Here is a 20444-nt window from a genome sequence, read left to right as displayed (position 1 = left end):
GTCAATCTTGCTGCAAGATCTGGATATGCATAGCAGTACAAGGATAAGAACAGACCCGGCCCAGCCCATCCTGGCTGAAGGCCGCAAAGAAAAGCGACGTATTTTCACCAGCAGATATTCGGGGAAAGACCTTTATTTAAAGGACATTCACGCTATTTACCGGAAGACGTCTACCTGATGGGCACACCGTTTATCCAGCATGCCCGTCATACATTGCATTTTCCGGCGGACCGTGAGATTAATAATTCACCACAGAAAAACAATATGAATAATCATATGAAATATCAGCAAGCCTCATAGCGCAGAGCCCCAGGCCTGCACGGTCGAGGCTGTTGTTCATAACAATAATCAGGCTGATAGCCGGCCAAGCTCCGAGAGGGGTAGCACCTGTGCAGAATATTCCGACCTCCACCTATTCGCCCGTGCGCGGGCAGGCCGTGCTCTTTTCATCCGAGCGCGTTCTCAACGAACCGGAACGCCTGCTTTTTGCGTCCGCCGACCTGGAGCAAGTGCGCTCCATGGTCGGCCAGGTCATCGCCAATCATCACTTGAAGCAGACCAACGAAGCCGAACGCCTGGACGCGCGCATGCATTACCTGACCCTGGGCGACATCTCGCTGAGCCGCCTGCGCTACGGCGCCAATGTGCAGATCGAGCGCGGGCCCCTGGAGCATTGTTTCCTGGTGCAGATGCCTGTCCAGGGCTGCGCCGTGATCGAAAGCGGTGGCCAGCGCATCGAGTCGTCACTGGAGCTTGCGTCAGTCCTGAGCCCCGGAGACGAGGCGAATATGCAGTGGAGTGGCGATAGCGACCAGATCATGCTGAGGATCTCGCGCTCGCTGGTCGAACGCACGCTGGTTGGGCACCTGGGCCACCCATTGGAACACCCCTTGCGTTTCGATCTCGGGTTCCGCTGGCAGGATTCGGCCCCCTGGCGATGCCTGCTCTCTTACCTGCTCGATTGCGCAACCCAGTATCCAGCCCTGGCCCAGCACAAGCTGGTCATGACCCATATCGAGCAACTGACCGCCTCAATCCTGCTGACGGCCCATCGGCACAATCACACTGAAAGCGCACCGGCCCGGCGCAGCACCATCCTGCCCCGGCATGTTCGCCGCGCCCAGGACTACCTGCGTGCGCACGCCCATGAGCCGATCAACGCCGAGCAGTTGGCGCAGGCGGCCGGGGTCAGCCTGCGCAGCCTCTACAGCGGTTTCAAGGATTTCCTGGGCATCAGCCCGATGCAGCATCTGCGCGAATTGCGCATGGAACGCGTGCGTGCCGAACTGATCAGCGGCGAGGTGACCAACATCGCCGGCGTCGCACTGCGCTGGGGCTTTACCCACATGGGCCGGTTCAGTAATGACTACAAGCTGCGCTACAACGAAACACCCAGCCAGACCCTACGTCGGCATTGAGCCCCTGGACTTCGATGCCGCTTTCGCCCTGCTCCCACTGGAGGATTCAATGTGATTACTCAAACGGTTATGGCGCCCCATTTCGGGCTCACGGTTCCCGACCTGGAGGCCGCGATCCACTGGTATGTGAGCATACTGGGCTTTCGCCTGCTCACCGGCCCCCTCGAGGTCAGTGAACAAGACAGCGATCTGGGCAAAGCGGCCCAAGCCATTTACGGCAAGGGGTTCGAGCAGTTCCGCTTTGCCCACCTGGCGACGCCAGACAACATCGGGCTGGAGCTTTTCCAGTTCAAGGCGACACCGTCACAGCCCAACGAGAACAATTTCCAGTTCTGGCTCGGCGGCTACAATCATATGGGCCTGACCGCCGTCAATGTGGCCGAGGCCGTCGCCGGTGTCGTGGCCGCGGGAGGCAAGGATCGCAGCGGCGTCCTGCTGATCAACCCGCAAAAAGGCTATGAGATTGCTTACTGCCAGGACCCTTGGGGAACAATCATCGAGTTCTGCTCACACCCCTATGTCAGCATGTGGGAGCAGGCTGGCGACGGCGCCCCTAAAAGCTAGGGCGCGTCTGGAAGCGGGCTTGCTCGCGATGACCGACACTGCGCCATCGCGAGCAAGCCCGCCCCTTACAAACAGAGATGAGCGCCTACCTGACGGGCGCTATCTCGTTGGCCACCAGGGTGCCCGATCCCGCCCCCAAGCCTGGGCCCGGGTGGGTGGAGGCCCCGATATGAAACAGGTTGCCCACGGGTGTGCGGTTACCACGGGCTTGCCCGGTACTGGCCAATGGTCGCAGCCAGAAGAATTGATCCGGCGAGCAAATCCCCGAATAAGGATCCCCTCCCACCAGGTTGCAATTGAGCGCCTCCAGGTCCGCCGGTGAATAGGCCCGCCGGCCGACAATCAGCCCGGCCAGCCCCGGCATGACCCGTTCCAGACGTGCTTGCACCCGGTCGGCGAAGGCTTCCCGCACGCCCTCGTTCCATTGGCCGTCTGCCGGCACCGCAATCTCACCCGCCGCATCTCCTTTCAGCCGTGAGGGCAGTTCCTGCAATTGCACCCACAGGATCCAGGCGCCTGCCGGGGCACGCGAGGGGTCGACTGCCACCGGCTGGCCAATGGCGAGCGTCGGCCGTGCGGGCAACAGGCCGTTGTTGGCCTCGGTCACCGAGGCACAGACCTGCTCCATGCTCTCGGTCAGGTGCACCAGCGGCACCTTGAGCAGTTCCGTCTCCAGCCACGCCGGCGGGGCGCTGAGGGCAAAGTGCAGCTGCATGCCACCCCGGCCATAACGATAACCCTCGGCACGCTCGCGCAGTACCGGCGGGACATCCACCAGCAATCCACCATAAAGCTGCTGGGGGGTAACGTTGCACACCACCGCCTCACTCGCCTGAAAACGACGCCCGTCGGACAACTGCACACCCGTGGCGCGGGCCTTGCGCTTCTGCCCCTCGACGACCACACGTTCGACGTGGGCACTGGACAGCAAATGCCCGCCATGGCTCACAATAATCTGCATCAGCGCCTCGACCAAGCGGATGCCCCCTCCCCTGATCACCGGCATCCCCCCGTTGATCACCGACGCAAAGGTCAGCTTGCCGATCAACGCCGAACTCGCATCATCCGGCCCCAGGCCCGAGTGCAATGTCCAGGGGGCAATCAAGGCCCGGGTGGTGTCCGAGCGGACGGTGCGCTCAGACCAGCGACGGAAGCTTTCCAGGGCCTCGGCCGTAAATGCCATCAGGCCATCGAGCCCACGTTTGCGCCACTCACTGAACAGCAACCGGAGCAAGCCCAGCCCATAAGGGTTTTTGCCCAGCAGGCCAAAGGTCAAAGCCGCATCCCGGCCGAACAGATGCCCGGCCATAAGCGCGATGGCCTGGCCATCCCCCGGCGCCAGGGCATCCAGCCGGCGCACCGTATCAGCCAGGTCAGCCTTGAGGGCCAGGCCGGAGCCATCCGGTCGGACCAGGCCGGTGGAATACTCGCTGGGCAGCACCTCCAGCCCCGCCTGTTCCAGCGCGGGCCTGAGCTCGGCGTACGCCGCACTGCCGACAAACAGAGGGTGCCATGAGGACATGACTTCGTGCTGATAGCCGGCAAACAACTGCTCGGTACGGATACAGCCGCCAAACCGATCATTGCGCTCCAGCACCAGCACGCGCTTGCCACGCACGGCCAGCAGTGCGGCGCCCACCAGGGAGTTAATCCCACTGCCGACAAAAATAACCTGAGAATCCACTTGCGCCTTCATCCCTTACTCCACCAGCGCCAAGACGCGCAAAGGGCTACCGGAACCGCCTTCGATCTTCAGGGGCGCGGAGATAATCAACGCCCCCTGAGGAGGCAACTGGTCCAGGTTCTTGAGGCACTGCAAACCATAGCGGTTGGCACCGTGCATCAACGTATGGCAAGGGTAAGCCAGGGGCCAGGCGTAGGACTGGCCGGCATCGGTATTGATGGTCTCGACACCAAAACCGTGCACCTTGCGCTGCTCAATCAGCCACTCGACGGCCTCGCGGGTCGGGCCCGGGGTATGCGCGCCATCCTCACGCAGATTGAGAAAAGCAGCGGCGTCGTGTGCCCGTCGAGACCAGTCGGTGCGCAAAAACACCCAGGCCCCCTCAGGGATTAAGCCGTGGCGCCGCTCCCACTCCACCAGGAACGGCACGGTCAACAGCCAGTCTTCATTGACGAGCACCTCGGCACTGGCGTCGATCACCACGGCAGGTGCAATAAAATTCTCCACGGCAATGGTATCGACGCTGCTATCCGGGCAATCGCGCCCGGAAACCCAGTGCACAGGGGCATCAAAATGCGTGCCCGTATGCTCGCCACAGGTAAAGTTGTTCCAGTACCAGCCAGGCCCGGCTTCGTCGTAGTGCGAGATGCGCTCGATCTTGAACGACGCGACCTGGCCAAACTGAGGAGGCAATTGCAGGCTCGGAAAGGAAGGCGACAAGGTTTGTGTCAGGTCGATGACACGTACCCCACCGCACGCAAGCTGTGCTGTCAGCGCTGGCAATAGAGTTGTAGTTGGGGTTGCCATTCAGGGACCTCTGGCCATTGGATTGGAGGTGATGCCGTTGTACCTGGCGCCGCTGGCTTGGTGCATGGCGCCCAGACCTTGACTATGGACGTGAAAGCCGGCGAGCGCCTATCCAGGCCTCGCTCTGGCTATCCGGTGAATGCTGGTTTTACGGTTCGACGCCCATTGCCTTGATTAACCGCGTCGCACTTGAGCGTCAATCACGGGTTTGCCGCTCATCAGCATGCTGAGTAGCGGGTACAGCAAAAAGGACGAGAGCAGCGAGGTCACAAACTCAATCGGCATCCAGGCCTTGAACCCATAGCGCGCCAGGACAAAACCGACCACGACGGTAATAAGCCCCGGCCAATTGAACTCAACGACACCGGCCTGCAGGCGCCGGGGCGCGACCCAGAAATAGTCAGCGATGATGATGCCGGCGAAACCGGTGGTCAGCACCCCGAGCACGGTAATAAAACCATTGACCCAATCGAGGATCGAGCCGACCAGCATCAGGCATGCCAGGACATTGGACAGAATGACAAAGGTCAAGCGCCCAGGCCGCCAGCCGATCGTCACGTCAAACAAGTTGGTCAGGGACAGTGAGGAGCTGTAGGTATTGAGCACCTGGGCTTTTCCCTGGGCCAGAAACAGCAGCACGGCTCCCAGCGAGCCACCGAACACAATAAACGCCGCGGCAACGCTGTCGGGGCTTTGCAACACGGTCTGGACCGCATCGGCATGGGACACGCCTCGCGATACGTAGTAGCTGACCAATTGCTCGGTGCCGGCGTACATTAGAATCGCCCCCACCAGGAGCATGACGATATCCATAAACAGATTGCCAAAAAAGGCGGCAATCAATACATCCTTGGAAGAGCGGGCATAACGCCCCAAATCCCCATCAATCAAGGCCAGCGCACCGGCAGAGCCGATCAGGACATTGACGCAAAAGCCAAACTTGCCCCATGGCGTATCCGCCCCCATCTTGACCAGCACTTCCTCGGGGAATTGCGCGCCGAAACTCACGACATCGCTCCAGTTCTGGCCCGATGAATGGATCACGTCAAACAGCATGTAGCCCAGCAGTAATAAAAATGCGATCAGGGTATAGGACGCGACTTTAGAGACCAGTTCAAATCCGAAAGCCGTCAGCAAGACCCACACCGCCGTCATGATTGCGTAGACAAGCACTTGCAACCCCAGCGTGTCATCCAGGTCCAGCCAGAAAATCAGCCCCTTATAAAGCAAGGCATTTTCCAGCGCGATAAACCCGATGATCATGAACCCGAACGTCAAGGCCACGACGGCGGACCCTCGTCGGCCAAAACCATGCTGGCGCGCCAACATAGAGCTGGCCAAGCCCGTTTTATAGGCAACGTGGCCCACCCCCCACCCCAGCAGGGCCCCTACGACCGTCACCAACAGCCCGGCCATAACCCCCATCCAGATGCCCGCAACAAAAGTCACCAGCGCCCCGATGAATATCTGTATCAATGTCGTCACGATACCGGTGGTACTCCAGGACAACTGCAGCCAGCCATGCCGGGCATCTTCGGGCACGGGGCTCAGGGAGTGATCATCGGTCGTGGATTGAGTAGCGGCCATAAAACTTCCTCATGAGATGTCTTTAAAATCAGACTTATTATTCGTAGTAGAACCGGGCACCCACATGCAGCACACTTTGTTCGCGGTCGGTGGAAACACCGTAGGCGCCAGAGATATAGGCACTTTGATCATCGCCTCCGGTGATTTGATACACCGCAGACACATAGGCATCCCAGTTCTTGTTAAATCGATAGTCGTAGGTGACACCCACTTGGTTAGCCATGTTTTTATTGAGCCTGGCATTGCCCTTCAAGTACATGTAGTTGGCATATAACGAAGAGTTGGTGGTAACCGGCACGAGCGCGCCAATTGCGTAAGAGTCGATGACTCCACGGCTATAGGTGTTTTCTGTGCGGGTATACAACACGTCGCCGATGAACGAAGAAAAGTCGTAGGCGGCGCCGACGCCGTAGTTCCGGATACCGTCACGTCCCTTATTGATGGCTCGATGACGCGAGTCGGTATAGGCCGCCATGACCCGAAGCGGGGACTGGATATACTTGACGCTGTAACTGCGGGTTTTCCCGTAGCGGATATCACTGCCCGGGTCTCCATCGCCATGCATCACGCCGAAACTGAAGCCGTTGAAATCCGGGCTGAGGTACTTGACGGCCCGGTCCGTGGGGAACCCCGCAGCCACCCGGTTATAGTCAATCGAGCCGGTGGGCAGCCCGAGATTAAAAAAGGGTCCCGCTTGAAGTTGCAGCAGCGGCACGTTACGCAGCTTCTCGCCCCAGCGGTCAACCGCCAGGGTCTCAAACATGAAATCCCATTGCTTGCCCACGGTGACCTGACCGAAGTCAGAGTCTATGCCCGCAAACATCTGTCGAGAAAAAGTCCCGTCTCCGGTTATTTTCAGATCCTGCAAAGAATAGCCTGACTCAAGCTTCATGACCCCCGCATAGCCATTGCCAAACTCCTTTCTGGCCTTGAGGCCAATAAAGTTAGGGGACAGTCGTCCCTCCTGATAATGATATTGCTGTTCGCCATTGATATTACTGGTCGAACTCCAACCGATATCGGTCAGCACATAGGGTTTAAAAAAATCATCTGCAACGCTTTGACCACACACCACGAACAGTAACGACACGCATCCGACATATCTCATGTTTCGCCCCTGCTTTTTTATTGTTTTTTGAGCATTTTTATTTTAAACAGCCCGTACTACCCGGCTGCTTGGGGGGCATTAAAATCGACTATGCCGAGCCGTCGCTATCCCGGCAATTAAATGTTTTTATCCATCCCGTATGCATAAAAACAACGGAATCCAGAAACAAGAACTGATTATCCTGATAGTGCAGCTTTTTAAGGAGTACTCAACTTTGCCGCGTGGCTGACATGTTAAAAACCCTGTGTTTATACGCGCACGCCAAGGGTCATTTACGATGAGCTCATTAAAGCCACAGGCCGGCACCCCCAACCACCAGGTGACTCACATTGACCTCTGTGATTCAGAGGTAGCCCAGTCGTGGACGACGACCGTGTACGGGCCACATAGCCTGAATGTACATTCGCCAAAAAGAATACACTTCAGGCACACCTCCCGCTTATTACAGGCGGTGAGCGTCGGCTACATCGAATACGGTACAGACGTGACTATCAGCGTCGACGCACACGACCCCCTGGAAAGCTATAGCATTGAACTGCCCATTTACGGCCATCAGCGGTGGGAAAGCGCGCATCGGAGCATTTTGTCCGATCAGCACAACGGGTTGATCCTCTCGCCTAATATTGGCCAGAAACTCTACATCTCCAACGACTGCAAAAAAATCCAGGTCGTGATTCCAGGCGCATTAATGCGAGCGAGCCTGGAAAGCCTTCTCCATAGACCGATCAAGGAAGACCTGCAGTTTATCCCGGACATGAACAATGTCAGCGGTCCATCAGCCGGCTGGTGGAGAATGGCCAGGCACTTTACCGATGAGGCCTGCCGCGCCGATAGTTGCCTGGTACACCAGGGGCTGGCCAGTGAAATAGAGTCCGTCCTGGTCAAAGGGCTGATCCTGGCGCAGCCCAATAATTACTCAAGCGCACTGGACAAGGTCTTTAATGCAAACCTGCCCAACTTTCTCCAACGGGCACTCAACTTTATCCACCGCCACGCCAAGGAAGAGATCAAACTCAATGCCATCGTCGCGAGCAGTGGCGTCTCCCGACTCACGTTGTTCAACGGCTTCAAAAAACATATCGGCGTGCCTCCGATGTTCTATATCCGCCGCTACCGCCTTGAAGAAATCAGAAAGGCCATTATGCGCGATCGCGCCAACTCACAGATATCGGGGATCGCCATGGACTGGGGCTACACTCACCTGGGGCGTTTTGCTTCAGACTACCGCAAGTTTTTTGGTGAATGCCCAAGCCATACGGCCAAGCGTCGAAAGTCAGAAAACCTCAGCACAACCCTCACTCATCGGCCAACCTGAGCACCATGGATAAACTCACCGCAATGGCGACATTCGTCAAAGTCGTTCAAACCGGCAGCTTCACGCGTGCCGCCGTGGCGCTAGGCCTGCCCAACGCGCGGATCTCCCAACGGATCACTGACCTTGAACGCGTGCTGGGCGTACGCTTGCTCAACCGCACGACCCGGGCGCAAAGCCTCACCGAAGACGGGCACATCTACTTTGGAAAATGCCTGGTTATCCTGGAGGCGATCGAAGAACTTGAAGGCTCGCTCAGTACAGACCCCGCGCACTTTTCAGGAAAAGTACGTGTCGAGACCCTGAGGTCCGTTGCCCACTGGATTATCGCGCCACGCCTGGAAGCGTTTTATCAGCGCCACCCGAATATTGCTCTGAGCCTGAGAAGCAGCGACCGTATAAGTAATCTGGCGGAAGAAGGCATCGACTGTGCCATACGGGGCGGGCACCTGGAGGATTCCGAAATGGTGGCAAGGCATGTGTGCGACGTGAAGTTGGGCCTGTATGCAGCGCCACAGTACCTTGAGGAATATGGTCCTATCGCCACCGCTGAAGACTTGGCCAATACCCGCAAGATCAGTTGGTTCAATGCCAAGGGGACATGGCGTTTATTGTCGAAAAAAGATGCCATGGACGTCAAAGCCCGCGAATGCACGCAGTTTGACGATCCAGAGATAGCGATCCAAAGCTGCCTTGCCGGGAGTGGTGTCTGCCCTGGAGCCCCTTTTGCGGTTCAATCTTATGTGCAGGCTGGAACGCTTGTTCCCATTCTTGCACAGTGGCATTTCACACCACGACCAATTCACATTGTCTATCCGACAAAAAAGCACCTTTCCACCCGGGTGCGCAACTTCGCAGAATGGGCCTTTGAAGTCATGAAGTCAGACCAGGGTTTGCACCTGGCCCCACAAGACCTGGCCTGAGGCCTGTGCTCGAGTGCTCTTTAAAGCAGGCATAGTGCCTGCTTGGTTATTAAGCAATATTTAAAATAGCCTTCACTAAACCGCTGTTTTTCACGGTTCAAAAAATCTTCACACTCTTCAGTGCCACTTGAAAAATCATCAAACGGTATTGGAGATTAAAATGACAAACCTAAAAAATATAACCTTTGCCTTATTAACACTCTCATTCGCCGGCTTTTCCTATGCACAGGCGCTCCCGCAAACCCCACTCCAAGTTGCACAGGCCTTTGAAAAGGACTTCAACGCGAATAACCTGAACGGCTTGATGCGTTTGTATGATCCACACTCGATATTTGTCCCCTCTCCCGGTGTAAGCCTCAACACCCCGGAACAGATCCGTGGAGCGCTCACACAATTCATGGCGCCGAAGGTGCCGATCAAAATGGTCGTTCGGCAGATTTATCAAAATAAGGAAACCGCCCTTATCATTTCCGACTGGTCGATAAAAGGCACGGACCCGCAAGGCAATCCCGTGGATCTTTCCGGGACCGGCGCTGATATCGCCGCCAAACGTCCTGACGGGAGCTGGGGCTACGCCATTGACAACCCCTTCGGCGTTGCCCCCAAGTCGCCCTGAGACGCAACACGGGCGGACTGTTGAGCCACGTCAAACAGTCCGCCCCACTCCCTTACGAAGAAACCACCTGAGGCAGGCCATGGACTTTTGAAGGCGCGGTTTCCCTGAACAACCCCATCACCAGCAAGCCAGCCACTGCCCCACCCAGCGACAGATACAAGGTGTACTCGATGCCGTAATGCAAGGCGATGTAACCCGCAATCGCCGGCGCCACCCCACCTCCAAACACTTCCCCGATCCCCACCACCAGCCCGGTCGCAGTCGAGGTCAGCGCCGCCGGCACCGACTCGCTGGTCATCGGCCCGACGATCATGCACACCACGCCGAAGTTGAAGAACATCGCCAGGAACAACAGGATAAACAGCTGCACGGGCTCGGCGCCGGTACGGGTCAACAAGCCGATACACAGTGCCGTCGCCAGGCAACACCACACGGCAACCGGCTTACGTCCGAACCGATCGGAAAGCGTCGGCATGATCACCATCCCGAAAAACCCACCCAGGCCCAGCGCCGACATAATGAAGCCCATTTGCTGCATGCCCAGGTGCAAGAAATCCGTCAAGTAGTTGGGCAGCATCACCGCCACCACGCTCAACGCCATCTGCATCACCAGCATGCCGGCGATGTTGATCACTATGTTGCGGTGCTTGAGCGTATGGCTCCACTTCACACCCTCGGCCTTGACCGGTTGTACCGCGCTCGGCCGGGGCGCGAGCGCCGCCGTTTCCCGCAAGGTCCGGTACAGCAACCAGGCGACGATAAAACCTGGCAGCGCCACCACCGCAAAGACCCACCGCCAGGATGGCAAGACCAGCAATAACTGGGTCGCCAGAATCGGTGCCAGCCCCAACCCCAGGAGCGGGAAAAACGCCTGTTGGATACCCATGTTCATCCCCAGCCTTTTCGGGTGGGAGGCTTCGCCCGTGGCGGCAATGGACGTGGGGGTAAACGCGCCCTCGGCAACCCCCATCGCGACCCGGATGAGCAACAACGCCGCCACGCCACCGGCCAATCCAGAAAAGCCGGCCAGCAGCGAGAACAGCAGCACCGCCGGAATGATCACCTTGCGTCGGCCAATACGGTCCGAGACCCGCCCCATCACTATCGAGGCCGCGCCCCAGGCGATGGCGAGCGCCGCGGAAATATTACCCAGGTCCTGATAATCCAGGCCCAGGTCCCGCATCATGGTCGGGAACAGCGGCAGAATGATAAAACGGTCCAACCCCACCAGACCAAAACCCAACGCCAATAAAAGGACCGCCTTGCACTCATAGCGCGAATCCCAGCGACTGTTCGATACGCTCATGTTCAATACCTGTTGATGTGACTGGAGGGGCCCTGAATCGAGGGACTCGAAGACAGGCCAGAAAGACCGCGGCCGTTACCGCCAGAGCACGCGCACGTGTCTGTTTGAGCCGTCGCCCGAACCGCCGCTCAGTGGGCGTTGCTGGCGTTTCTCAAGGCGCGGGGCGCAATGCCGTAGCGCTCGCGAAAACGTTTGGAAAAGTTCGAGAGGTCATTGAAGCCGCAGTCGAAGGCGATCTGGGTAATGGAGCGCCCCAGATACCGCGGGTCGCAGAGCAACAGGTGACAGCGCGCCAGGCGTCGCTCCAGCAGCAGCTTGCCAAAGGTCTGGTGCTGGCGGGACAACACCAGGTCCACATAGCGTCGGGAAACCCCCAGCTCCTGCGCCAGGCGCGAGGATGAAAACTGCGGATCGGAAAAATTGCGGTCCAGCGAGCTGAGCATTTGCGCGGCAAGCATCGGCATTTTTGCCTCCTTGCGCGTGGCGGCGGGCGCCAGGTGTGCCACGCATTCGCACAGCATTTTTGTGGCGGCTTCAGTCATGGTTTCAACGGCACTGGCCCGGACAGGGCCAGCGGACAGCACCAGTTCAAGCATGGCGGTTGCCGCCTGGCTGTCGGCGCTGATCTCGACAAGGGGTTCGTCCAGCATCAGCAGCGCTGCCGGGTGCAAGGCCGCAAAACGCCGCTTGGACATGCGCAAGGCAATATGCTCAAAGCAACCGTCCATGACCAGCTCATGGGGCTTGCTGCTGTCGAGTACTACCAGGCTGCCCTGCGGCAGGCCGCCGTCATGGCGGCGATGACTGAGGCCAATGTCGCCGGCCTTGACGTAGAGCATGAGCACGAAATCACTGTCGACCTGGCGCAGTTTGAACAGCGACCGGGAGGTGCAGTGGGCCGTGCCCCGCAAACGTGCGACGACGACGTCGCGACTGGAAACATGCTGGTAGAACCCACAGAAACTGTCGGTTGCACAGTAGTCCAGATTGACCAGGGTGCTGTTGACCTCATTGCTCCAATCGTGCAATTGGTGATAGTTGCATTGCGCACTGCTTGGCATGTTTTCCATGACTGATTGACCGTTGCCGTTAGGTTTAACGTCAGGTCGAGGCGTGGGCCCCGACCCGTGAGTCGCCGGTCAGGCAATGTAGTCCGGTTGCTGCTCCGGGGCTGCCTGGATAAAGGCGGGGTGTTCAAGGCAGTGGCGATAGATCGCCATGCTCCGTTCAAAGTGCTCCAACTCACAACCCATGCGCAGCGCATTCGCCACCTGCGGCACCAGGCAACAGTCCGCCAGGGTAGGCTGTTCACCGAAGCAATACGGCCCCTGCCCGTGGCGTTGCAACAGGCCTTCCAGCGCCTGCATGCCCTGCTCGACCCAGTGCTGGTACCACGCTGATTTTTGCCGGTTGTCCACCCCCAGCTCACGCTGCAAGTAGCCCAGCACCCGCACGTTGTTGAGCGGGTGGATATCGCAGCCGATCAGCATCGCCACTTCCATGACCCGCGCGCGTTGCAGCGGCGCCAGGGGAATCAGGCGCAAGCCTTCGCGGGTCTGGTCAAGGTACTCAATGATGGCCAGCGATTGACTGAGGGCCGTGCCATCGTCGTCAATCAACAGTGGCACCGCCCCCGACGGATTACGACTGAGGTACTGTGCCGAACGCTGTTCACCGCTGCGCAGGTTGATGCCGTGGTAGTCCACGCTCAGCCCCTTGAGGGCCAAGGCAATACGCACACGGTAGGAGGTGGAGCTGTTGAAAAAACTGTAGAGCTGCATGGGAGCCTCCAATCATTGGACTACAAAAAACCTGGGCTCAGACCACACGAACGCTGATCACCCCGAGGTGATCCACACCCCCGGTCATCAACTGGCCGGCGACCACCGGGCCGACGCCTTCAGGCGTGCCGGTCATGATCAGGTCGCCGGGTTTGAGCTCGAAGAAACGCGACAGATAGGCGATGGTTTCCGGCACCGACCAGATCAGCTTGTCGAGGCTGCTGCGTTGCTTGTCTTCACCGTCGACCTGTAACCATAAGCCGGCACTGGCGGCGCCCTGGAAACCGGCAGCCGGCGTCAACGGGCCGATGGGCGCGGACTGGTCAAAGGCTTTGCCCAACTCCCAGGGGCGTCCCATTTCGCGGGCTGTCATTTGCAGGTCGCGACGGGTCATGTCCAAACCGACGGCGAACCCCCAGACGTGCTCATTGGCGTGTTCCAGGGCAATGTCCTTGCCCGCTTTGCCGATCGCCACCACCAGCTCGATCTCGTAGTGATAGTTGCTGGTTTCGGCGGGGTACGCCAATTCCAGGGTCTGCCCCGGTTGCAGCGGTACTACCGCATCCGCGGGCTTGCAGAAAAAGAACGGCGGTTCGCGGTCGGGATCAAACCCCATTTCACGCGCATGGGCCGCGTAATTGCGGCCCACGCAGTACACGCGGCGCACAGGAAACGTGTCGGCACTGCCATCAATGGCAAGGGCAGTGACGGCTTGAGGGGCAACGGCATAAGTCATGGTCGACTCCGGGGTTTCAAAGAGATTCACGGGATTCACGCAAGAGGCCCAGCGCTTGCTGCACCGGCCGATCGGAAAAACTGAACAGCACGCACTCTTGCTCGGTCTGGAAACTGACGGCGGCCCAGCTCGGCACCACAAACGTGTCGCGGGGCTCGAAATCGAAGGGCTGGCCGGCGATCAAGACCCGGCCTTTGCCTTCGACGACGGAGTACACCGTGGCGTCGGTACTGCGGCTGGTCTGCCCACGGAAACCGCGTGGGAGGATCTGCATGAACGTCGCGATGGTCGCCATCGGCGAACCACCGGTGGCCGGGTTGACATAGCGCAGCTTCACGCCCTCCCAGGGGTCGATCTGCTCCTGGCGCAGCAAGGTGTCCAGTGCTTCGCGACTGCGCTCGTAGGGGTATTTGAAAATCGGCGACGTGTGGGAACTGACCTGATGGCGCACCGGCAACATATTCATGCCGAAACGCGCCAGGTTGTTGCCCTCGGGGCGGCTGATGGGCTGCACCGGCTGCTCGTAGTTCTCAGCGAAGGCGGCGTCGAAAAAACGCACCAGCGGAATATCCAGGCCATCGAGCCACACCACCGGCTCCCCGCCCTCTTCCAGGCTCGGGTTGCCGTGATCGTGCCAGGCCCAGGACGGCGTAATGATAAAGTCGCCCGGCGCCATGCTGGCACGCTCGCCGTCCACGGCGGTAAACGCCCCGCGCCCTTCCACCACAAACCGCAGGGCCGACTGGGTATGCCGGTGGCTGGGAGCGATTTCACCGGGCAGGATCAACTGCAAGCCGGCGTACAGGCTGGACGTGATCGCGGCCTGGCCGCGCAACGCCGGGTTTTCCAGCACCAGGACACGGCGAACGGCTTCCTCGGCAGAGATCAGCCGGCCGGCCTCCTCAAGGTATGGCCGCAATTGCGAATAGCGCCACAGCGCAGGTTGGCAGGCACCGGCCGGCGAGGCTGGAACCAGGCTATGCAGGCGCTCCCACAGGGGAAACAAGTGGTGAGCATCAATGCGTTGGTAAAACGCCTCGCGTTCGGATTTAACGTTGTTGTTCACAGGGCACCCATTCGAGCTGACCAATCGTTGTGCACCGATTATCATGGGGCCAGATATATTCTAATAATGGTATTTCTTCATTCATCCATGCTATTTATTGTATGGGTAATTCCTCCACTGTTGAGACCCCGCCATGAGCATCGACTGGACCCGACGACTGCGCGTACAGCACCTGCATCTGCTGGTCAGCCTGGGCGAAACCGGCAGCATCAGTGAGGCCGCGCGCGTGACCTTCAGTACCCAGCCGGCGCTGTCCAAATGGTTGAAGGAGCTTGAGGAGTACGTTGGCGCACCGCTGTTCGAGCGCCATGCCCGTGGCCTCACGCCCACGGCCCAAGGGTGGGTGCTGCTGGGCCATGCGCGGCGCGTGCTCAGCGAAATGGATCGTGCGCAACAAAACCTGCTGGCCATGCAGGACGGAATGTCCTATCGCGTGGTGATCGGCACCTCGCCGGCATCCGCGCCCAACCTGGTTCCGGCTGCGATCATCCAGTTTCTCAAACGCCACCCCAAAGCCCAGGTGCAATTGCAGGAAGGCACCATGAACACCTTGCTCGAACGCCTGGAGCTGGGGCAGTTGGACCTGGTGGTGGGACGCCTGGACAACTACACCCCGCGCACCGCGTTGCGCAGCGAATGCCTGTATGAAGAAAGCATGCGGGTGATCTGCCGGGCAGACCATCCGCTGACCCGACTGCCTAGGCTGGGGTGGGACGATTTGCGTCAGTACGACTGGATCGTCTGGCCGGCGGGCACACCGATCCGCAGCAAACTCGACGAAGCCTTGACCCATGTGGGCCAGGGGCCGCTGCCCTATCGTATCGAGTCGTCGTCCCTGGTGGGCAACCTGTGGTTGCTGCAATACAGCGACATGCTGTCGATCGCTTCGGACCGTGTGGCCGAGCACTTCACACAAAGACGCCTGATCGTGCCGCTGGCCTTTGAACTCAATGCCCAGGGCTCGCTCGGCATGTGCTGGCGCGATGAACCGCATCCCGACCCGAGCCTGCCAGACCTGCTCGAAAGCCTGCGCGTGGCGGCCACGCAACAAACCTCGGCCACTGCCTGATTGGACTAGTTTTGCTGCTCGGTGGGCCGGGTAAGCCCGGTGCCCCCTCGGGCACCCTTTGTTGTCTCACCTCCAGAGGAATACTCGATGACCACCCTCCCAGGCAACGCCACCCAACAGGTCGTAGCACGGCATTGGATCAACGGCCAATGGCACGACAGCGAACAACACGGGCAAAGCATCGACCCGGCCACCGGTCATGAAATCGGGCGCTATGCCAAGGGCATGGCAGGCGAAGCTGCGGCTGCGGTCGCCGCCGCGCACCGGGCCTTCTTGACCACGGACTGGAAAAGCAACCGCGAGCTGCGCGCCCGTGTGCTCCACGAAATGGCCGAGCGCTTTGAAGCCCGCGCCGCCGACTTGCAGGCACTGCTGAGCCTGGAAAACGGCAAAGTGGCGGGCGAAGCGATGTTTGAGATTTCCCTCGCCGCGCCCGGCCTGCGCTACTGTGCCGGGCTGATTTTCAGCGATTATGGCCGCGCGGCCCAATGGAGTGCCGGGCGGTTTTCGATGGTCCTGCGCGAGCCCCTGGGTGTGGCCGGGATCAGCGTGCCATGGAACTCACCCGTGGCGCTGATGGTGCGCTCCCTGGCGCCGGCATTGGCGGCAGGCTGCACCACCGTCATCAAGATGCCGAGCCAGACAGCCCAGACCAACGCGCTGCTCGCCCAGATCCTGAGCGAAGTGAAGAGCCTGCCGCCTGGGGTGGTGAATATGGTCACCGGTGAGTTTGAAGTGCTGGATTACCTGGTGCGCTCACCGGATGTACCGACCATCAGCTTCACAGGCAGCACCAGCACCGGTCGCGCCATCAGCGCCAGCGGCGCCCCCCTGCTCAAGCGTTTCGGCCTGGAGCTGGGGGGCAAGACGCCCATTGTCGTGTTCAACGATGCCGACCTGGACGCCGCGCTGCCAAAAATCGAGAAAGCACTGACCGTGTTCGCCGGTCAATTCTGCATGACCGGCAGCCGCCTGCTGGTACAAGCCGGGATCGTCGACCAGGTGCGCGAGCGTTTGGCCCAGCGCCTGCGCCAGGTCAAGGCGGGGCCTGCAGCAGACCCGAGCAGCGACATGGGCCCACTGATCGACAAGAACAGCGTCGCACGCGTTGAGGCAATGGTGATCGAAGCCATCGACCAGGGGGCCAACGTGATTGTGCGCGGAGGCCCGATCACCGAGGGGCCATTGGCCAAGGGCGCGTTTTACCAGCCTGCCTTGCTGGAAATCAGCGACCCCAAGGCCGATATCGTACAACGCGAGATCTTTGGCCCGGTGTTGACCCTGCAAGTGTTCGACACCGAAGCCCAGGCGGTGGCGCTGGCCAACGACAGTGAATACGGGCTCGCGGCCAGTGTCTGGACCCGTGACGGTGACCGTGCGCTTCGCATGGCCGCCGCTATCGAGGCCGGTACCGTGTGGATCAATGACTGGGCCGCCATGCGCGACGAATTCGAGGAAGGCGGCTACAAGCAAAGCGGTCGTGGCCGGTTGCGTGGTGTCGCGCAGTTGGAAGACTTCCTGGAGTACAAGCATGTGGTGCTACAGCCGGGGGTGATCGACCCGCTGGGCTGAAGACTGCCAGCGACATGGCCGCCTCCCCGGCGGCCATGTCGCATGCGCCTGTACTCAGTCCATCAGCAACACCGGCTTGATCACCGCGCCGGACTTCATATCGGCGATTGCCGTCTCGATCTCTTCAAGCCGGTAGTGGCGGATCAGGCGGTCAATCGGGAATAGCCCGTCGCGATACAACTGCACCAATTGCGGGATGAATTTCTTCGGTTTGCTGTCCCCTTGCAGAATACCGCGCACCGTCCGCCCAAACAGCAGATGGGTCATGTCCAGGCTGGCCTCAGTGCCCAGTTTGGAGCCCCCGATCAGGCCGCAGATACCGCGGGCCTGCAACATCTGGAAGGCCGAGCGCAGCACTTGGGGGTGACCGGTGGTGTCCAGTGCATAGTTGACCCCGTCCGGGCACAGTTCCAGCACCGACGCCAGCGCATCCACCTGGGACGAATCAAAGACATGGGTCGCGCCCAGCGTCTTGGCCAGTGCAAGCCGCTGCGGCACCTGGTCGATCACCACGATCGGATAGCACCGCGCAACCGCCGCCGCCATCACCGCCGCCAGCCCGACATTGCCGGCTCCCGTGATGACCAGGGATGAGCCGACGTCCGGCTTCAAGGTATTGAGAATAGCCCCGGCCCCGGTCTGGAAACCACAGCCCAGCGGCGCGAGGGTTTTCAGGTCAACGTCCTTGTCGACCACCACCACGTTGGCCTCGGTGGCAATCGCATGGGTCGCCAGCGCGGACTGGTTGAAAAACGCACCGTTGATGCGTTCCTCCTTGCCCGACGGCAAGCGTTTCAACAGCGGCGCTGGCACATCCCAGGCGGTCCCGGAGTAACGCATGCCAGAGAAATTCATCTGCATATGGTGATGACAATAGGCGACGGCGCCGTCCAGGCAACTGGGGCATGTGCCACAGGCCGAAAACGACATCAAGACATGATCACCCGGCTTGACCGTCTTGACACCGGGCCCTACGGCTTCAACGACACCGGCGCCCTCATGGCCCAAGACCACCGGCAACGGCGTGGGGTAAAACTGGTCGCGGATGATCACGTCAGTGTGGCAGATCCCGCAGGCCACGATCTTCACCAGTACTTCGCCGGCTCCGGGCGCTTCAAGCTCCAGGTCTTCGATCAAAAAGGGGCCGCCGGCTTCGCGAACAACTGCTGCCTTGATATGCATGGGTTTTCCTCGGGTACGTGCGTTAGAAACGGCGCGCCCCACGGATGCTGACAGGGGCACGTTAAAAGATCCGTCTACTTTTACAACGCCAGCCAGAGGATGGCTTCGCTAGGCCGGCAATATGACTTGTCCAGGCAGGCACGCTGCAGCGAGTGCATGCGCGCCCCATCGACCAGGGTCAAGCAGGCGAGTAAACCGGATAATCGGTGTAGCCCTTGGCATCGCCGCCGTAAAACAGCGCCGGATTTGCTTCAGCAAGAGGCGCGGCCTGGCGGATACGTTCCACCAGGTCTGGATTGGCAATAAACGGACGCCCCATGGCAATGGCATCTACCAGGCCTTCGGCGAGCAGGGCTTCTCCACGCTCTGCATCGTAGTTGCCGCAAACGATCAAGGTCTTTTGAAAGGCCGATCGCAAACGCTGGCGAAAACCCTCGGGGTAAGCCGGGCCGCCAGTCCACTCCCATTCCGCCAGGTGCAGGTAGGCAATGTCGCGCTGATCAAGAGCATGCGCTAAAAATAATGCCATCGCTTCGGGCTCATCGTCTTGAATGTCACTGATCGTTCCCCACGGCGATAAGCGCACCCCTACCCGATCAGCCCCCACGACCTCAATCAACGCATCGACGGTTTCCAACAGGAAGCGGGCGCGGTTTGCCAATGAGCCGCCATATGCGTCTTGCCGCTTATTGGTGCCTGTCGCCAGAAACTGATCAAACAAATAGCCATTTGCACCGTGTACCTCGACGAGATCGAAGCCCGCGGCCACAGCGTTCCGGGCCGCCTCAACAAAGCTTTGCTTGACCGACGCCATGTCATCAAGCGTCATCTCCCGGGGTTTCTCGGCAGGCGCCATCAGGCCCGAGCCCTTGCCGTCCGAGATAAAAACCTGGGCCTGGGCCTGGATGGCGGACGGTGCAACCGGCGCGCTCCCCTGGGCCTGCAACGACGCATGGGACATGCGGCCCACATGCCAGAGTTGTGCCGCAATCAAGCCACCGGCCTCGTGTACGGCGTGGGTTACCTGTTTCCAGCCAGCCACCTGCTCGCTTGAGTAAATACCGGGTGTATAGGCATAGCCCTGGCCCTGGCGGGAAACCTGTGTGCCTTCGGTAATGATCAATCCGGCACTGCCCCGCTGGGCATAGTAGAGGGCGTTCAACGCGGTGGGTGCATCACTGCCATGCTTGGCCCGCGAGCGTGTCATAGGCGCCATGACAACACGGTTTTTCAGCTCAACACGCCCCATTTTCAACGGGGAAAGCAGACGATTTTTCATGGCCTTGTCCTCGGTCCAGAGTTGTCTTCAGATAAAATCAACTTACTTAGTGATCATTACAAAACAAAATACTCGAAGCAAGCCTCCGTTTTTTGATCACCCACAAATGACTTCACCCAAGCAACGCAGGTAGAAGGCGTAATCGACGCCAACCCCAAACCCGCCGCCAGCCCGCAGACTGAACTTAAAAGAATGACCAACCACGGTGTTGGCTCAAGAGGCACTAATTAGGTTGTTGAAAAAGACCGAACCGAATTGGATTCTGGCAAACGCCCCGTCATGTTCTTCAATGTCAGCGGAAGACCGAGCCAATGCGTGGACCCGATCTCAGGGTGCGGACAAAAGCTACAACCAGAATTTTTTTGTCCAGATGGCGCGTGAGCTGCAGGGCTTTTCGGTGCACAACTTGATCTGTTTGGAGAGCTTGTCAGGCG

General features: G+C 59.5%; 18 protein-coding genes. 7 read left to right on the top strand and 11 right to left on the bottom strand.

Going from position 1 to position 20444, the window contains the following annotated elements:
- Positions 1-389: 389 nt before the first annotated feature.
- Together BLL38_RS24560 and BLL38_RS24555 are read left to right on the top strand one after the other, a co-directional pair.
- Entirely contained in the window at positions 390-1418 is a 1029-nt protein-coding gene (locus BLL38_RS24560) for an AraC family transcriptional regulator (protein ID WP_197883425.1), read from the top strand.
- Between the two features lie 51 nt (positions 1419-1469).
- Entirely contained in the window at positions 1470-1982 is a 513-nt protein-coding gene (locus tag BLL38_RS24555) for a VOC family protein (protein ID WP_130898267.1), read from the top strand.
- Between the two features lie 85 nt (positions 1983-2067).
- On the opposite strand, the gene BLL38_RS24550 is transcribed toward BLL38_RS24555, so the two are convergent.
- From BLL38_RS24550 to BLL38_RS24535, 4 genes are all read right to left on the bottom strand, one after another.
- Positions 2068-3666, bottom strand: coding sequence for a phytoene desaturase family protein (locus BLL38_RS24550; RefSeq protein ID WP_242627638.1), 1599 nt, complete (start codon positions 3664-3666; stop codon positions 2068-2070).
- 15 nt (positions 3667-3681) lie between these two features.
- Positions 3682-4473: a cyclase family protein gene (locus BLL38_RS24545; RefSeq protein ID WP_076964649.1), complete on the bottom strand. Its 792-nt coding sequence runs from the start codon at positions 4471-4473 to the stop codon at positions 3682-3684.
- 174 nt (positions 4474-4647) lie between these two features.
- Complete coding sequence (locus BLL38_RS24540; RefSeq protein ID WP_076964648.1) at positions 4648-6060, bottom strand: purine-cytosine permease family protein; 1413 nt, start codon at positions 6058-6060, stop codon at positions 4648-4650.
- 37 nt (positions 6061-6097) lie between these two features.
- On the bottom strand, positions 6098-7168 hold the full coding sequence (locus BLL38_RS24535; protein WP_083743111.1) for a porin: 1071 nt from the start codon (positions 7166-7168) through the stop codon (positions 6098-6100).
- 277 nt (positions 7169-7445) lie between these two features.
- Between BLL38_RS24535 and BLL38_RS24530 the strand changes: the two genes are divergently transcribed.
- The 3 genes from BLL38_RS24530 to BLL38_RS24520 all read left to right on the top strand — a co-directional run bounded on the left by BLL38_RS24530 (position 7446) and on the right by BLL38_RS24520 (position 10019).
- Positions 7446-8483: an AraC family transcriptional regulator gene (locus tag BLL38_RS24530; protein WP_083743110.1), complete on the top strand. Its 1038-nt coding sequence runs from the start codon at positions 7446-7448 to the stop codon at positions 8481-8483.
- A 5-nt stretch (positions 8484-8488) separates the two neighbouring features.
- Entirely contained in the window at positions 8489-9403 is a 915-nt protein-coding gene (locus BLL38_RS24525; RefSeq protein ID WP_076964646.1) for a LysR family transcriptional regulator, read from the top strand.
- A 160-nt stretch (positions 9404-9563) separates the two neighbouring features.
- Complete coding sequence (locus BLL38_RS24520; protein WP_083743109.1) at positions 9564-10019, top strand: YybH family protein; 456 nt, start codon at positions 9564-9566, stop codon at positions 10017-10019.
- Positions 10020-10071: 52 nt separating this feature from the next.
- Here the strand turns inward: BLL38_RS24520 and BLL38_RS24515 are convergent, their stop codons facing one another.
- The 5 genes from BLL38_RS24515 to gtdA all read right to left on the bottom strand — a co-directional run bounded on the left by BLL38_RS24515 (position 10072) and on the right by gtdA (position 14908).
- A complete protein-coding gene (locus BLL38_RS24515) occupies positions 10072-11325 on the bottom strand; it encodes an MFS transporter (RefSeq protein WP_076964645.1) in 1254 nt (417 codons plus the stop codon).
- 128 nt (positions 11326-11453) lie between these two features.
- Positions 11454-12395, bottom strand: coding sequence for a helix-turn-helix transcriptional regulator (locus tag BLL38_RS24510; protein WP_083743108.1), 942 nt, complete (start codon positions 12393-12395; stop codon positions 11454-11456).
- A 69-nt stretch (positions 12396-12464) separates the two neighbouring features.
- A complete protein-coding gene (gene maiA / locus BLL38_RS24505; RefSeq protein WP_076964643.1) occupies positions 12465-13106 on the bottom strand; it encodes a maleylacetoacetate isomerase in 642 nt (213 codons plus the stop codon).
- Between the two features lie 37 nt (positions 13107-13143).
- The gene (locus tag BLL38_RS24500) at positions 13144-13842 is read right to left on the bottom strand and encodes a fumarylacetoacetate hydrolase family protein (protein ID WP_076964642.1); all 699 of its coding nucleotides are present in this window, start codon (positions 13840-13842) and stop codon (positions 13144-13146) included.
- Between the two features lie 16 nt (positions 13843-13858).
- A complete protein-coding gene (gene gtdA, locus BLL38_RS24495) occupies positions 13859-14908 on the bottom strand; it encodes a gentisate 1,2-dioxygenase (protein ID WP_076964641.1) in 1050 nt (349 codons plus the stop codon).
- A 139-nt stretch (positions 14909-15047) separates the two neighbouring features.
- On the opposite strand from gtdA, the gene BLL38_RS24490 reads away from it, so the two are divergent.
- Both BLL38_RS24490 and BLL38_RS24485 read left to right on the top strand, forming a co-directional pair.
- On the top strand, positions 15048-15977 hold the full coding sequence (locus tag BLL38_RS24490; RefSeq protein ID WP_076964660.1) for a LysR substrate-binding domain-containing protein: 930 nt from the start codon (positions 15048-15050) through the stop codon (positions 15975-15977).
- Between the two features lie 87 nt (positions 15978-16064).
- Complete coding sequence (locus BLL38_RS24485; RefSeq protein ID WP_076964640.1) at positions 16065-17549, top strand: aldehyde dehydrogenase family protein; 1485 nt, start codon at positions 16065-16067, stop codon at positions 17547-17549.
- Between the two features lie 54 nt (positions 17550-17603).
- Here BLL38_RS24485 and BLL38_RS24480 read toward each other — a convergent pair whose 3' ends face one another.
- The gene (locus BLL38_RS24480; protein ID WP_076964639.1) at positions 17604-18731 is read right to left on the bottom strand and encodes an NAD(P)-dependent alcohol dehydrogenase; all 1128 of its coding nucleotides are present in this window, start codon (positions 18729-18731) and stop codon (positions 17604-17606) included.
- A 178-nt stretch (positions 18732-18909) separates the two neighbouring features.
- Positions 18910-20010: an alkene reductase gene (locus tag BLL38_RS24475; RefSeq protein ID WP_076964638.1), complete on the bottom strand. Its 1101-nt coding sequence runs from the start codon at positions 20008-20010 to the stop codon at positions 18910-18912.
- Between the last annotated feature and the right edge of the window lie 434 nt (positions 20011-20444).

The sequence above is a fragment of the Pseudomonas gessardii genome, assembly GCF_001983165.1.
Classification (GTDB): Bacteria; Pseudomonadota; Gammaproteobacteria; order Pseudomonadales; family Pseudomonadaceae; genus Aquipseudomonas; species Aquipseudomonas gessardii.
Note: the sequence above shows the minus strand (reverse complement) of the source record. Positions and strands in the feature narration are given on the sequence as shown.